This window comes from Streptomyces sp. NPDC005408 (assembly GCF_040606445.1).
In the GTDB taxonomy this organism is placed as follows: Bacteria; Actinomycetota; Actinomycetes; order Streptomycetales; family Streptomycetaceae; genus Streptomyces.
In genome coordinates this window covers 1-14307 of the sequence record NZ_JBEXEX010000056.1, presented here as the reverse complement: position 1 = coordinate 14307, position 14307 = coordinate 1, and the positions used below count along the sequence as shown (strand labels likewise).

General features: G+C 70.4%; 10 protein-coding genes. 5 read left to right on the top strand and 5 right to left on the bottom strand.

Going from position 1 to position 14307, the window contains the following annotated elements:
• Positions 1–43: 43 nt before the first annotated feature.
• From ABZS64_RS33040 to ABZS64_RS33025, 4 genes are all read right to left on the bottom strand, one after another.
• Entirely contained in the window at positions 44–1948 is a 1905-nt protein-coding gene (locus ABZS64_RS33040; protein WP_355837677.1) for a LamG-like jellyroll fold domain-containing protein, read from the bottom strand.
• A gap of 225 nt (positions 1949–2173) precedes the next feature.
• Positions 2174–3538, bottom strand: coding sequence for a GAF domain-containing SpoIIE family protein phosphatase (locus tag ABZS64_RS33035; RefSeq protein ID WP_355837675.1), 1365 nt, complete (start codon positions 3536–3538; stop codon positions 2174–2176).
• 132 nt (positions 3539–3670) lie between these two features.
• A complete protein-coding gene (locus tag ABZS64_RS33030) occupies positions 3671–4090 on the bottom strand; it encodes a (2Fe-2S) ferredoxin domain-containing protein (protein ID WP_355837673.1) in 420 nt (139 codons plus the stop codon).
• A 512-nt stretch (positions 4091–4602) separates the two neighbouring features.
• On the bottom strand, positions 4603–5643 hold the full coding sequence (locus tag ABZS64_RS33025) for a bile acid:sodium symporter family protein (protein WP_355837671.1): 1041 nt from the start codon (positions 5641–5643) through the stop codon (positions 4603–4605).
• A gap of 124 nt (positions 5644–5767) precedes the next feature.
• On the opposite strand from ABZS64_RS33025, the gene ABZS64_RS33020 reads away from it, so the two are divergent.
• Positions 5768–6679 (top strand): LysR substrate-binding domain-containing protein, encoded by a 912-nt coding sequence (locus ABZS64_RS33020; protein ID WP_355837669.1) that lies wholly within the window; start codon positions 5768–5770, stop codon positions 6677–6679.
• Here the strand turns inward: ABZS64_RS33020 and ABZS64_RS33015 are convergent.
• Positions 6657–6800 carry a hypothetical protein gene (locus tag ABZS64_RS33015; RefSeq protein WP_355837667.1) on the bottom strand — a complete coding sequence of 48 codons (144 nt, stop codon included), beginning with the start codon at positions 6798–6800 and terminating at the stop codon, positions 6657–6659. The two genes, ABZS64_RS33020 and ABZS64_RS33015, sit on opposite strands and share 23 nt — an antisense overlap.
• 514 nt (positions 6801–7314) lie before the next feature.
• On the opposite strand from ABZS64_RS33015, the gene ABZS64_RS33010 reads away from it, so the two are divergent.
• The 4 genes from ABZS64_RS33010 (at position 7315) to ABZS64_RS32995 (ending at position 13999) form a co-directional block, all read left to right on the top strand.
• Positions 7315–9114 (top strand): long-chain fatty acid--CoA ligase, encoded by a 1800-nt coding sequence (locus tag ABZS64_RS33010; protein WP_355837665.1) that lies wholly within the window; start codon positions 7315–7317, stop codon positions 9112–9114.
• 131 nt (positions 9115–9245) lie between these two features.
• Positions 9246–10502 (top strand): ABC transporter substrate-binding protein, encoded by a 1257-nt coding sequence (locus ABZS64_RS33005; protein ID WP_355837663.1) that lies wholly within the window; start codon positions 9246–9248, stop codon positions 10500–10502.
• Positions 10503–10514: 12 nt separating this feature from the next.
• Positions 10515–13223: an ATP-binding cassette domain-containing protein gene (locus ABZS64_RS33000; RefSeq protein ID WP_355837661.1), complete on the top strand. Its 2709-nt coding sequence runs from the start codon at positions 10515–10517 to the stop codon at positions 13221–13223.
• Positions 13220–13999, top strand: coding sequence for an ABC transporter ATP-binding protein (locus tag ABZS64_RS32995; RefSeq protein WP_355837659.1), 780 nt, complete (start codon positions 13220–13222; stop codon positions 13997–13999). The genes ABZS64_RS33000 and ABZS64_RS32995 overlap by 4 nt, the downstream gene beginning before the upstream one ends.
• The last annotated feature ends 308 nt before the right edge of the window (positions 14000–14307 follow it).

Genomic DNA, 14307 nt, shown 5'->3' with positions numbered 1-14307 from the left:
CTGCGGTGCTGCTGGGTGTTGCTGCGAGGACGGTTGCGCCGGATCAGGCGTTCATGAAGTCGCGTACGGGCAGGGCCCGTTCGGCGATCCTGATGTCGCCGAGCCAGCCGTGCATCAGCTGGTCGAGGGTGCCGCCGTACTCGTAGGCGCCGAGCAGCCAGGGCAGGCCGAGGGTGGCGAGTCCGGCGGTGTTCGTTGCGGGGTTGCGGGCGACCCGGCAGCCGTCGACGTACATCGCGGTGTGCCGTCCGTCGTTGACGACGGCGACATGCCACCACCTGTCGCGCTCCAGCTCATGGCTCCAGTTGGTGACCAGGCCGGGCTGGTTCAGCGGCGCGGCAGCCCACTGGAGGCCGGGTCCGTCGGAGAGGGAGAGGGTGGCAACGGGCTCTTCCGGGTCGCCTCCGGTCTTTCCCGCGGCGCCGAGCATGCCGCGGCGGCTGAGGACCGATCCCCAGGCGTGGTGTCCGGCGTCCCAGTCGGCGGGGAGCTTGAGGAAGGCCTCGATGGTGTAGCCGGAGCGGAAGGTCTTGGTGTTGAGCGGGGCGTCCTTGGCGGTACGCAGATAGGCGCCGTGCAGCGGGGGCTTGCCGCCGTCGAAGTAGAGGCTGCCGTGTCCCGGCTGGTCGGGGTGGTGGCCGGCGGACCAGCGCAGGGCGTCGGCCGGGGAGCCGGGGACGGGCTCGCGGGTGAGGTCGTTGCCGTGACCCGACAGGTCGGGGACGCGCAGGGCGGGCTCGGCCGGGGAGCCTTCGGGGTGCGGGCCGTCGAAACGCCAGTACGCGACGGTGCCGGGCACCAGCATCTTCGCGGCGGGGCGGGTGCCGCGCGCCGGTATGGGCGCGAAGCCCGCGAACCGCTTCTCGAAGTCGACGGGGACGGGGAAGCTGTCCTGGGGGCCGGTCAGTTCTATCTCGCGGCGCTCCAGCTCGTTGAGGTCCTCGCCCGCGCGGCCGAGGATCCACGGGGAGATCGTCTCGACGTCGATGGTGTTCCTGGCGAGGTCGAAGCGGTAGAGGCGGATCATCGCGCTGCCGCCGTAGTACCGGTTCTGGTAGTTGGTGATGTGCAGATGCACATCGTGGCCCGCGGCGTTCTGGCGGGTGGTGCGGGCGGCGGGCCAGTAGTGGCCGTTGAGGGTGAGGAAGATCTGGTCGTTGTCGGCGATCAGCTCGTCCCACAGGTGCTTGCCGTGCGGGGAGAACTCGGCCTCGTCGCCGTACTGGTCGGCGTACACGAGCTCGTGCGTGGTGAGGATGACGGGCGTCTTCGGGTGCTTGGCGATGACGCCCCTGGCCCAGGCGAGCGATGCCTCGGAGGGCCGCCAGTCGAGGGCGAGGACCAGCCACTCGCGGCCGGCGGCGCGGAAGAGGTGGTACGTGTTGTAGCCGTCGGGCGTGGCGCCGCCGAAGGTCGGAAGCCGGCGCAGGCGCTGCGGGCCGAAGGCGTCCAGGTAGGGGGTGCGGCCGCGCTGGTCGTCGGTCGATGACTTGATGTCGTGGTTGCCGGCGACGACGCTGTAGCCGACGCGGCGCCGGTCCAGGAGCTCGAAGGCCTCGCTCAGCGGCCCGAATTCGCCCGGCTGCCCGTTTTCGGTGAGATCGCCCAGGTGGGAGAGGAAGACGATGTTCTCCTCGCGCCCGTGGTCGAGGATGTAGCGCAGGGATGCCTTGACGGGTTCGGCGTGGATGCTGGCGCCGTCGAAGAGGTACTGGGTGTCCGGCATGACGACGAAGGTGAATCTCTGACTGTCCGGGTCGGGCCGCCAACTGGCAACGTTGTCAGCGCTCTTCTGCTGCGGCAGCGCCGCGGCGGGCGCGGCGGCGACTCCCCCCGCGACGGCGGCTGCGGCGGTAGCGGCACCTGTCAGTCCGGTGGCTCGTAGGAACGTACGACGGCTGGCTGCGGCCGGGAGCAGGCCGTCGGGCTGGTGGAGCGGACTGCACATGGACTCTCCGCGGGACGATCGTCGGGGTGATCGAGTGCACGGTAGCGAGGAGCCGTGGCCGGCAGCGGCGCTTTAACGGCGACAGCTGAGCGAAGAGTTCGTGAATGCGGGTGGCTGGATTCGGCCGGTCGGGCCCGGCGGCCCCGTGGGCCTCGGTGCCGTACAACATCGTGGCCCTGAGCCGTTTCAACACAATCCGGAGGCGGTGGGCGCGACTTGGTGGCCTCAGTCGGCGGTGGCGGTGGCCGACTCGGGGCTTTCGTGACGTGGAGGGATGCGGACGGCGATGAGTGCCACATCGTCGCTGCTGGCCTGTGCGAGGCCGGTGAGCAGCTCGTCGCAGAACGACTCCAGAGGTTCCTGGGCGAGGGCGGCCGCGTGCTGGCGGAGCCGGGCGGCACCGCGGTCGAGGTCTTCTGTTCGTCGTTCGATGAGGCCGTCGGTATAGAACAGGAGGGTGGAGTTCGACGGCAGGATCTCGGTGGCGTCAGGGCGTAGTTGGCTGGGCTCTACTCCAAGCAGCATGCTGCGGCCCTCGGTCAGGAATCGCGTGTCACCTTCCGCAGTGATCAACAGCGGAGCGGGATGGCCGGCGGCGGCGTACTGCACCCTCCACCGCTGATACTCGTCGGGCTTCTCCACCAGTGCGTAGATGCAGGTCAGCGTCAGGTGCGGGTAGAGAATACCGATGGCCGTGTCGAGCCGGCCCAGGATCTTGCCCGGTGGCTCTTTGCGGTCGCTGGCGATGCCGCGCAGCATGTTGCGCATGTGGCTCATGGTCACGGTGGCTTGCAGGTCGTGGCCGGCGACGTCGCCGATGATCAGTGTCATGGCACCGCCGGGCAGCACGAACGAGTCGTACCAGTCACCGCCGACCTGGGAGGTGGCCATCGCGGGCTGGTAGCGGGCGGCCAACTCGACGTGGCGGTCGGTGGGCAGATCGGGCAGCAGGGAGCGTTGGATGCGCTCCCCTGTGTGCTGGACCTCGGCCTGCAGACGTGCGTTCTCGACGGCGAGCGCGACGCGGTGGGCCAGGTCCTCCGCCAGCGGAAGAGTGTCCTCTCCCAGCGCACCGGTGGCCTCTGTGCGTGCCAGGGTGAGGGCGCCCAGCACCTGGCGGCGGGCCCGCAGCGGCGCGATCACCACCGTGTCGGCTCCCAGATGGTCGAACAGTTCCAGCTCTCTGGCATGCAGTGGATCGACCGTGTTGGCGGGCGCGGTGAACGTCGTGACCAGTAGTGGTCCAGCCCCCCGCAACGCGCGGGCCACTGAGGAGTCCGACTTCTCGGACACGGGTGGCAGCTCACCCTCGTACAGGCCGGGTGACAGCAGATCCGGCTCACGGTGCTCGACCACCTGGCGGCGCAGACGGCCACGGTCGTCGAGCAGATCCACCGCGCACCAGTCCGCGAGACCCGGCACCAGCGTGCGGCACAGGCGTCGCAGACCCTCGTCGATGTCGAGGGTGCTGGCCAGCGCCTCAGAGGCATTGGTCAGCAGCGTCAGCCGGTCCAGGGCGTGCTGCACGGCCCGGTCGACGTCATGGACAGCCTCGGTCGGCTCATCGTGGCTGTGCGACTTCGAACCCATGGACATGCACCTCTTCCGCCTCTGCCGGTCCGGCCGGTCCGCCGCAGCGAACCCCGCCACGCGGCCTCGAGCGGCCGGGGGCCTGACTCCATGCTGCAACTCAGACGGGCCCGCGGCTGGTGGTGACATCTTTCAGGCGCGGCGCGAGGTGCGGGCGCGGCGGCGGGATTCCGCCGGGGCCGGGATCGTCTGGAGTTCGAGCGTGGCCGGGAGTTCCGCGAGGCCGGGGCCGCCCGCCCGCACCCAGGCCAGGATGTCGTCGGTCGCGTCGTCGTCGAGCGCCCAGCCGATCCAGGCCGCGCGGGCTCCTCGGCGGCGGCCCTCCGTGGAGGGCTGGACCACGATCACATTCGCCTGGCCGCAGGGGCCGAGGCAGTCGCTCGTACGCACCGCGAGCCGCCCGCCGGAGTCCGCGGCCGCCTCACGCAGCCTGGCGAGCTGGCCATCGTGGTCGGTGCCGGGGTTCTTGCGGGCGTCACCGCAGCAGCACCCGCGGCATACGACCAGGGTGCAGGGGCGGGCGCCGTAGGGGCGTATCGCGTACGTCGTCACCCGGCGATCTTGTCAGTCGCAGGGCGCGTCCGGGTTCGGGGTGCCGCGGGGTGGCCGTTTGGCGGTGCGGGCCGCGGGGTTGCCCGGTGCCGCCGGGCGCGCCGTTTGGGGGCCGCTCCGGGGTTGCGCCGGGACCGCATGATTTACGGCGCGTCTCTGGTCGTTCGTGGGGTACGGGCGTCCCCGCGCCGCAAATCACGCTTTACGTCCCGACTCCACCCGCTACGCGGCCCCCTTACCGGTGACGGCCATCGGTCGCCCCGCGCCGCGCGTGCAGGGTCCCTCGGGGGAAGCGCTGGTCTGGCGCCGCCAAGCCGACGCGGTACGCGGGCGGGCTCGCGCCGCGAAGCTGGCGCCCTGAGGGTGTGGAGCGTCAGCCGCCACGTTCCCTCCCCTCGCGGGGCTGGGGCTCGCGCCGCGAAGCTGGCGCCATGGGGGCCCGGGGGCTCGCCCCCAGTTTCGGGAAGGGGCGGGGTGGGGGAAACACCCCCCTCACCGCGCACCCGCGCCGCTCAAGGGGTCCGGGGCGCAGCCCCGGTTCGGGAAGGGGCGGGGTGGGGCAGAGGCACCGCGGGCACCACCGCGTCCCGCGCCCGCCTCTTTGCCAGTACCGCGCACACCATCAGCTGCATCTGGTGAAAAAGCATCAACGGCAGCACCGCCACACTCGCCTGTGCCCCGAACAGCACGCTCGCCATCGGCAGCCCCGCCGCCAGGCTCTTCTTCGAGCCCGCGAACTGGATCGCGATCCGGTCCTCCCGGCCGAAGCCGAGCCGTTTCGAGCCGTACCAGGTCAGGGCAAGCATCGCGGCGAGCAGCAGCGCCTCGACCAGGAGGAGCGCGCCCAGGCGCAGGGGCGTCACCTGGTGCCAGACACCCGCGACCATGCCTTCGCTGAAGGCTGCGTAGACGACGAGCAGGATCGAGCCCCGGTCGACATAGCCGAGCGCCTTCTTGTGGCGGATCAGGAAGCCGCCGACCCACCGCCTCAGCAACTGCCCTGCCAGGAACGGCACCAGCAATTGCAGGACGATCTTCAGCAGCGAGTCCGCGGAGAAGCCGCCGCCGGTGCCGCCGAGCAGGACGGCCGCGAGCAGCGGGGTCAGGACGATGCCCGCGAGGCTGGAGAAGGAACCCGCGCAGATCGCCGCGGGGACGTTGCCGCGGGCTATCGAGGTGAAGGCGATCGAGGACTGGATCGTCGACGGGACGAGGCACAGGAAGAGCAGGCCGCTGTAGAGCTGCGGGGTGAGCAACAGCGGTTGGAGGCTTCGAGCCGCGAGGCCGAGGAGCGGGAAGATCAGGAAGGTCGCGCCCAGCACGGTCAGATGGAGCCGCCAGTGCTTGAGCCCGTCGAGGGCCTCTCGCGTCGAGAGGCGGGCGCCGTACAGGAAGAAGAGCAGGGCCACTGCCCCGGTCGATGCCCCGTCCGCCACGTCCCCCGCTGCGCCCGATGCCGGGAGGAGTGCCGCGAGGACGACCGTCCCGAGCAGAGCCATGATGTACGGATCGATCGGCAGCCAGGACGGCAACTGCATCGTGCGGCGGCTCATGTGCTCCACTTGCTCTCGGTTCCGATCGTGCCCTCTCCATGCTCCTCCGGATCGGCGCGATCGGGAATCCCGTACACCACTCTGACTGTCATCACGTTTCGCGATGACGCGTTAACCTCGAAGGATGTACGACCCGGCCCAGCTCCGTACCTTTCTCGCGGTCGCCCAGACCCTGAGCTTCACCCAGGCCGCCCGTCGGCTCGGTCTGCGTCAGTCGACGGTGAGCCAGCATGTGCGGCGGCTGGAGCACGCGACCGGGCGCCAGTTGTTCACGCGGGACACGCACAGCGTGGCGCTGACGGAGGACGGCGAGGCGATGCTCGGTTTTGCCCGCTCCATCCTGCAGGCGCACGAGCGGGCGTCCGCGTTCTTCGGGGGCACGCGGCTGCGCGGGCGGCTGCGTTTCGGGGTCTCCGAGGACTTCGTACTGACGAGGCTCCCGGAGATCCTTCAGGCGTTCCGGCGTGATCACCCGGAGGTCGATCTGGAGCTCACGGTCGAGCTGTCGGGCACCCTGCACGAGCGTCTGGAGGCGGGCCGTCTCGATCTGGTGCTGGCCAAGCGGCGCGCCGGTGACACCCATGGCGAGCTGGTCTGGCAGGACGCCCTGACCTGGATCGGCGCGCCCGAGCTGCGACTGGACCCGGACCGTCCGGTCCCGTTGATCGTCTTTCCGCCGCCGGGGATCACGCGCGCCCGCGCCCTGGAGGTGCTGGAGGCCGACGGCCGCGCCTGGCGCATCGCGTGTACGAGTACGAGCCTGAGCGGTCTGATCGCGGCTGCCAGGGCCGGGCTCGGCGTGATGGCCCACACCCGGGGGCTGATTCCGCCGGGCCTGGTCCCGGTCCCGGCCCGTGCGGGTCTGCCCGAGCTCGGCGATGTGGACTTCGTCCTGCTGCACGGCCGGCGCGCGGGTGCGGGCCGCGAGGCGCAGGAGGCGGCGGACGCGCTGGCGGCGTCGATCCTCGCGGGCGGGGACCGGCTGCACCGTCCGGCGGGGCCGCGCCGCCCGGTCAGTCGCCGAGGTGGTCCGTGAGCACGCAGCCCTCGACGAGCGCCTTCTCCTTCTTGTAGCCGCTGGGGGCGGCGAAGCTCGGGTTGCAATTGAGCATGAGCAGCTGGGACTTGCCGAGCCCGCGGACCTCGTCGCCGCCCACCGCGACGACGGCGAAGTCCTGTCCGATGATGAAGTCGCCGTTCAGCCCGGCGCTCGGGCTGTCTTGAACAACCGCGACTCCAGAGTGATCATCACGTTCACGGCAGACCAGCCACCGAGCGGCACTCGGGCGCCTCAGGGTGCCGCTGGAGGCGGTGCCGGACGCGGATTTCGGGGCGGGCCGCCCTGACGGCCGGGCTGGCGGTGCTGGTGTGGGTGCGGAACTCGACGGCGCCCGCCGTGCAGGTACGGACCAAAGCCCCGTACCCGTAGAGCGGCGGTGATCGCTCCGTACAGATTCGGTGGAGATTCGGGCCCGACTAACTTACTCAGGGGTCAGAACGGCGCCCAAGCCTGCACCATGTTGCCGGATATCTGCGCCTGACCTGTGGTGATGCCATTCGTCCACAGTTCGTGAAGCCTCTCCCGCCCGACGGCGTCGTGGGGTAGCGTCACGGCGCTGTGCGGGGAGCGCCACAAGGAGCAGGCCATTGCGCGAGTTCACTGTCCCACCCATGGCCGCGGCGCCTCAGGTCGGTGGACTTGCGGACGCGGTCTTCGACCATGCCGAAAGCGATCCGGACCGGATCGCCCTCGGCCGCAAGGACGCGGCGGGCACCTGGCAGGACATGAGCTCCGCGCAGTTCCGCGACGAGGTGCTGGCCCTGGCAAAGGGGCTGCTCGCGCACGGTGTGCGCTTCGGGGACCGGGTGGCGCTGATGTGTCCCACGCGCTACGAGTGGACACTCTTCGACTTCGCGCTCTGGACGGTGGGCGCCCAGTCGGTGCCCATCTATCCCACGTCGTCGGCCGAGCAGGTCTTCTGGATGCTGCACGACTCCGAGGTCACGGCATGCATGGTCGAGCACGAGGACCACGCCATGACCATCGGCTCGGTGATAGACCGGCTGCCGCAGCTCAAACGGCTCTGGCAGCTGGACACCGGTGCCGTCGCCGAACTGGTCGAGGCGGGCGCGCACATCGAGGACGAGGTGGTGCACCGCCACCGGCGGGCGGTGACCCCCGACTCGATCGCCACCATCATCTACACCTCGGGCACCACCGGCCGCCCCAAGGGCTGTGTGATCACGCACGCCAATTTCATGTTCGAGGCCGACACCATGATCGGCCGGTGGGAGCCCGTCTTCCACTCCAAGCCCGGTGACGAGGCCGCCACACTGCTTTTTCTGCCCCTGTCGCACGTCTTCGGCCGGATGGTCGAGATCGCGGCGATCCGCGGCCGGGTCAAGCTCGGTCATCAGCCGGTGCTCCAGGCGAGCGCCCTGCTGCCCGATCTGGCGGCGTTCCGGCCGACGTTCATCCTGGCCGTTCCGTACATCTTCGAGAAGGTCTTCAACGCCGCCCGCCGCAAGGCGGAGGCCGCGGGGAAGTCGGGCGCGTTCGACAAGGCCGCCGAGGTCGCGGTGAGGTACGCGGAGGCCATGGAGCACCGGGCGTTCGGGCTGGGCCCCGGACCCTCGGCGGGGCTGCGCATGCAGCACCAGTTCTTCGAGAAGGTCGTGTACGGCAAGGTCCGCGACGCGATGGGCGGCCGCGTGCGGCACGCGATGTCCGGCGGCTCCGGTATGAACCGGCGGCTCGGGCTCTTCTTCGAGGGTGCCGGCGTCACCATCTTCGAGGGATACGGACTCACCGAGTCGACGGCGGCGGCGACCGCGAACCCACCCGAGCGCACGCGATACGGCACGGTCGGCCAGCCTATCCCCGGCACCACGGTGCACATCGCGGAAGACGGCGAGGTGTGGCTGCACGGGGCCAATATCTTCGGCGGATATCTCGGCGACCCGAAGTCCACCGACGCCGTGCTGCACGACGGCTGGCTGGCCACCGGTGACCTCGGGGCGCTCGACGAGGACGGCTATCTGACCATCACCGGGCGCAAGAAGGAGATCCTGGTGACCTCGGGCGGCAAGAGCGTCTCGCCCGTGGGCCTAGAGGAGCGGGTGCGCAACCATCCGCTGGTCGCACAGTGCATCGTCGTCGGCAACGACCGTCCCTACATCGCTGCCCTGGTCACCGTGGACCAGGAGGCCGTCGACCACTGGCTCGCCATGCAGGACAAGCCGCCGCTGCCACCGGCCGAGCTGGTGCGCGACCCGGATCTGGAGATGGAGATCCGCCGGGCCGTGGTGGCCGCCAACACCCTGGTGTCCAAGGCCGAATCGATCCGTACGTTCCGGATCCTGGCGCATCCCTTCAGCGAGGAGCACGGACTGCTCACCCCCTCGCTGAAGCTCAAGCGGAAGGCGATCGAGGCGGCCTACGCGGTCGAGGTGGACGCGCTCTACCACTGACGCGGCACCTCGGCCTGCGCGGAGGTCGCGGTTCGTCACTTTCTGACGGTTCATCAATTAACGCTGCATCAGTTATTGACGGCCCATCAGGTCCAGCACAGAATTTCGGTCACCCGACGGAGGGACCCACTGTGTTGCGACCGATCCGCACCATCGCCGCAGCCGCCGCGGCGCTGCTGCTCGCCACCGCCTGCAACTCCGCCTCCACTTCGGGCGAGTCCACCGGCAAGGACGGCACCTCCGTACGCGGAGTGAGCGAGGACTCCATCAAGGTCGGCGGCATCGTCTCCATGACCACCGCCAGCGGCTACTCCAAGAAGGACACCGACCTCGGCGCCCGCGCCCGCTACCAGCGGGCCAACGCCGAAGGAGGCGTCAACGGCCGGAAGATCGAGTACATCGGTGCCGAGGACGACGGTCAGGATCCGGCCAAGAACCTCGCGGCCGCCCGCAAGCTGGTGCAGCAGGAGAAGGTCTTCGCCGTCTCCCCGATGAGCTCGGTGACCTTCTCGGGCGCCGACTTCCTGGAGAAGCAGAAGGTGCCGACCTTCGGCTGGGGCACGGTGCCGCAGTTCTGTGGGCCCCAGCACATCTACGGCTTCGGCGGCTGCATGGTGCCGATGCCCGGCGGCACCATCACCCAGACCTGGCCGGAGGGCCTTGCGCATGTGCTCGGCGGCGCGAAGGGCAAGTCGGTCGCGATCCTCGCCAACGACAACGACGCGGGCACCTTCGCCATCCGTACCTACAAGCAGGGCTTCGCGGCGGCCGGGTTCCACGTCGGCTACGCCAAGGCGATCGTGCCCGCGACCTCGCTTCCGAGCGACTGGTCCGCGTACACGAAAGAGATCCTGCGCAGCGACGACGGCAAGGCACCCGACGTGGTCGTCTCCGTGATGCAGACCCCGTACAACATCGGCCTGTTCACGGCCGTCAAGCGCAGCGGCTTCAAGGGCGTGCTCACCGACCCGACGGACTACGACCCGGGGCTGCTCGCCAAGAGCGCGACGAGGCAGGCGCTCGACGGGGTTCATGTGCTGCTGTCCTTCGAGCCGTTCGAGTCGCAGAGCGACGCGATGAAGCAGTTCAAGGAGGACATCAGGAAGGCGGCGGGCAATGATGTGCCGCTCAATATTCACATGATGACCGGCTACATGTCCGCCGATCTCTTCCTCTCCGTAGCCCGGAAGGCCGGAAAGGACCTGACCGTCGAGAGCTTCCAGAAGGCCGCCGCCGGGTACTCCGACACCGGCACGATGGTCGGCGACCGGAATGTGGCCACGGGGCACAAGGAAGCCTTCGGCTGCGGCGCGCTCGTGCAGCTCAAGAACGGGGCGTACGAGGTCTCGTCGCCGTTTACGTGCTACGAGCCCATCTCCTTCAAGTAGGGGACGCCCGCCATGGCGGATCTGCTGGGCTTTGTGCTGAGCGGGCTGGTCTCGGGTGCGCTGTACGCGCTGCTGGCGACGGGACTCGTGCTCTCGTACTCGGCCTCCGGGCTCTTCAACTTCGCGCACGGCGCGACCGCGTATTTGTGCGCCCTGTGCTTCTACGAGCTCCACTCGGGCTTCGGCTGGCCCGCCGTGCCGACGGCTCTCCTCCTCGTCCTCGTTGTGGCGCCGGGCATCGGCTGGGCGCTCGACCGGCTGATGTTCCGCAAGCTGGCGCGGGCCGGCGAGACCGCGCAGATCGTGGCTACGATCGGGCTGCTGGTCGCGCTGCCCGCGCTGGGGCTGTGGGTGGTCGAACTGCTTCAGGACGCGGGCGCTTCGGTGCTGCCCGCGGAGAACCAATTCGGGCTGCCGGGGGTCGGGCCGAGCCCCGCCACGTCCCGGCAGCTCTTCGACGGCGTCGGCGTCGACTCCGACCAGCTGATCACCTGGGTGGCGACGGCGGTGGTGGCGGTGGCGCTGTGGGTGCTGATGCGGCACACCCGGCTGGGGCTGCGGCTGCGGGCAGCCGTCGACAACCGCACACTGACCCAGCTGCGCGGCATCAGCGCGGACCGCCTCTCGTCGATCGCCTGGATGCTGTCGTCCGGTCTTGCCGGGCTCGCAGGCGTGCTGGCCACACCGCTGCTCGGCCTTTCGGCCCACGACTACACGCTGTTCCTCTTCGTCTCGGCGACGGCGGCGGTGCTCGGCCGGTTCGCCTCGGTGCCGCTCGCGTTCGCCGGTGGGCTTGCGCTCGGCGTACTGCAGAATCTGGTCGCGGGTTACGCCTCGTTCGCGGACCGCATCACGGGCTTCCGTACCGCGGTGCCCTTTCTGATCCTGTTCACCGGGCTGCTGGTCATGACCCGGCGACAGCGAACGGCGGGCACGGCGGCGGTGGACTCGCCGCCGGTCGACGACCTGGCGGGCCGGTCGTGGGGACGGCGGTGGGGGCCGTGGACGGTGGGTGCGGTGCTGCTGGCCGTGGCCTTCTACACGGTCACGACGCCCTTCTGGAGCGGGATCCTGGCGCAGGGGCTCGCGATCTCGCTGGTCTTCGTCTCGTTCACGGTGGTGACCGGGCTCGGGGCGATGGTCTCGCTGGCGCAGGCGACGTTCGTGACGGGCTCGGCGCTGGTGGCCGGGCTGCTGATGAGCCACGGCTGGCCCTTCGCCGCGGCGGCGCTGGTGGGTACGTGCGCGGCCGCGCTCCTGGGCGCGCTGGTGGCGCTGCCCGCGCTGCGGCTCGGCGGGCGGACGCTGGCCCTCGCCACGCTGGCGCTGGCCTTCCTCGCTGACCAAGTCCTGTTCCAGATCGGCTGGTTGAGGAACGGCGACACGGGGTGGGAGATGCCGCGCCCGGTGTTCGGGCCGGTCGATCTGACGGACGACCGGGCGATGGGGGTGGCGCTGGTGCTCCTGGTTGCGGCGGTCGTCGCTGCGCTGAGCGCCCTTCGCAACTCCCCGTCGGGCCGGGCGATGCTCGCGGTCCGCTCGGGGCCGGCGGCGGCGCTCGCGAGCGGGGTGTCTGTGGTGCGGACGAAGCTGGTGCTGTTCACGCTGTCGGCAGGGCTGGCGGGGTTCGGCGGCGTGATGTACGCGTCGTACAACACGCGCATCACGGCGACGGACTTCACCGCGATGACAGGCCTGATCTGGCTCGCGGTGGTGGCCGCGGCGGGCGTACGCCGCCCCCAGTTCGCGGTGGTGGCGGGCCTGGTCTTCGCGCTGGTGCCGCATGTGCTGTCGGAGTACGTGACGGAGTCGGCGCAGATACCGGTGGTGCTGTTCGGGCTGGCGGGGCTTGCGCTGGCGGACGATCCTGACGGGTACTGCGCGGGGGTCTGGCGGCGAGTGCGGGCGGTTCGCCCGGGGGTTGTTCCCCCACCCCGCGAACTGGGCACGGATGCAACGGCCACTGCGGCTGAGCCGCACATCGATACGGCGGGGAGGGGCGGGGTGGGGGAAACACCCCCCGCCCTCCAGCTCAGCCGCGTGCACGCGGCGTACGGCAGCGCCCCTGTCCTTCACGACATCGACCTCGCCCTCCGTCCCGGCCAGATCCTCGCCCTCCTCGGGCCCAACGGCGCCGGCAAGTCCACTCTCTGCCGCGTCGCCGCCGGGCTGCTGACGCCCACCCGCGGGGTCGTCCGCACAGACGGGCGGGACGCCACCCGCGACGGGCCCGTGCGGCGGGCTCGTAGCGGGGTGTTGCTCGCGCCCGAGGGGCGCGGCATCTTCCCGTCCCTCACCATCGAGGAGAACCTCGCGATCACCCTCAAGGACCCAGCCGCACGCGACGCCGTGTACGCACAGTTCAGCAGCCTCGCCAAGCGCCGTACCGTGCCCGCCGGTTCGCTCTCCGGTGGAGAGCAGCAGATGCTCGCCCTCGCCCCGCTGCTCCAGCGCCCGCCCAAGGTGCTGATCGCCGACGAGCCCTCCCTCGGTCTGGCGCCGCGCGTCGTGGAGGAGGTGTTCCGGCTGCTCACCGAGCTCCGCGCGGCCGGTACCGCGCTGCTGCTCGTGGAGGAGAAGGCCGCCGAGGTCCTCGGTGTCGCAGACACCGTGGCGTATCTCGCGCAGGGCCGGATCTCCTGGTGCGGCCCGCGCGACGAGGTGGAGACGGACCGGCTCACCGAGGCGTACCTCGGGGTCACGGAAGGCGCGCGGCCATGAGCGAGTACGTCCTGCACGCATCCGGCATCGGTGTCCACTTCGGCGGCATCCGCGCCCTGGACGGCGTGGATCTCGGCGTTCGCCCCGGCGAAGTCTGCGGGCTCATCGGCCCCAACGGCGCGGGCAAGACAACCCTGTTCGACGTCATGTCCGGCATCCGCAGGCCGGACGAGGGACGCGTCCGGCTCGACGGCGTGGACATCACGCGCCGCTCCCCCGTCTGGCGCGCCCGGCACGGCATGCGCCGCACCTTCCAGCGCCAGCAGCTGTTCGGGCAGCTCACCGTCGCCGACAACCTGCTGGTCGCCCAGGAGTGGCGCGGCGGCGGTGGCGGGCTCGCCGCCGATCTGGTCGCGTCGCCCACGCGGCGTACGAGAGAGACGGCACGACGCGAGCGCGCGGCAACCGTGCTCGGTGCCTGCGGACTTGACGCGCTGGCCGGCTCGTACGCCGGAGTCCTGCCCGTAGGACAGGCCCGCATGGTGGAGCTGGCCCGCGCGCTCGCCGACCTACCCCGCGTGCTGCTGCTCGACGAACCGGCCTCGGGCATGACCGCCGAGGAACGGGCCCAACTCGCCGCCGTCGTACGGCATCTCGCGGACGAGGAAGGCTGCGCGGTGCTGCTCGTCGAGCACAATGTGGCGTTCGTGATGGAGCTCTGCGCCCGGGTCGTGGTCCTCGACCTGGGCCGGGTCCTCGCCGAGGGCAGCGCAGCCGAGGTACGCGCCGACCCGAAGGTCCTCGACGCGTACCTCGGCACGAACACCCCAGAGTGATCCAGGGAGCCGCACCCATCGGAGATTGGTCTCCCCCGCGAAGAGGCGGACACGAGGCACGTGAACGGCGTGCATACACACACGAGCGGGCGATCAACAGGAGCAGTCCCGGGCCGTGGCCACTCGCTGAGACAAACGCGGCTACGTCTTCCTCGGCACAGCCACCGCAGCAGCCCCGGCCATCTGGCTCAGCACATGATCATCCGGACCAGTCCTAGGCGCTGTTTCTCGGATCATGTTCGGAGCCAGATCATGAGGGCTGCGAGGGTGACAGTGCCACCGTAGATGTAGGCGCGCTTCTCGTAACG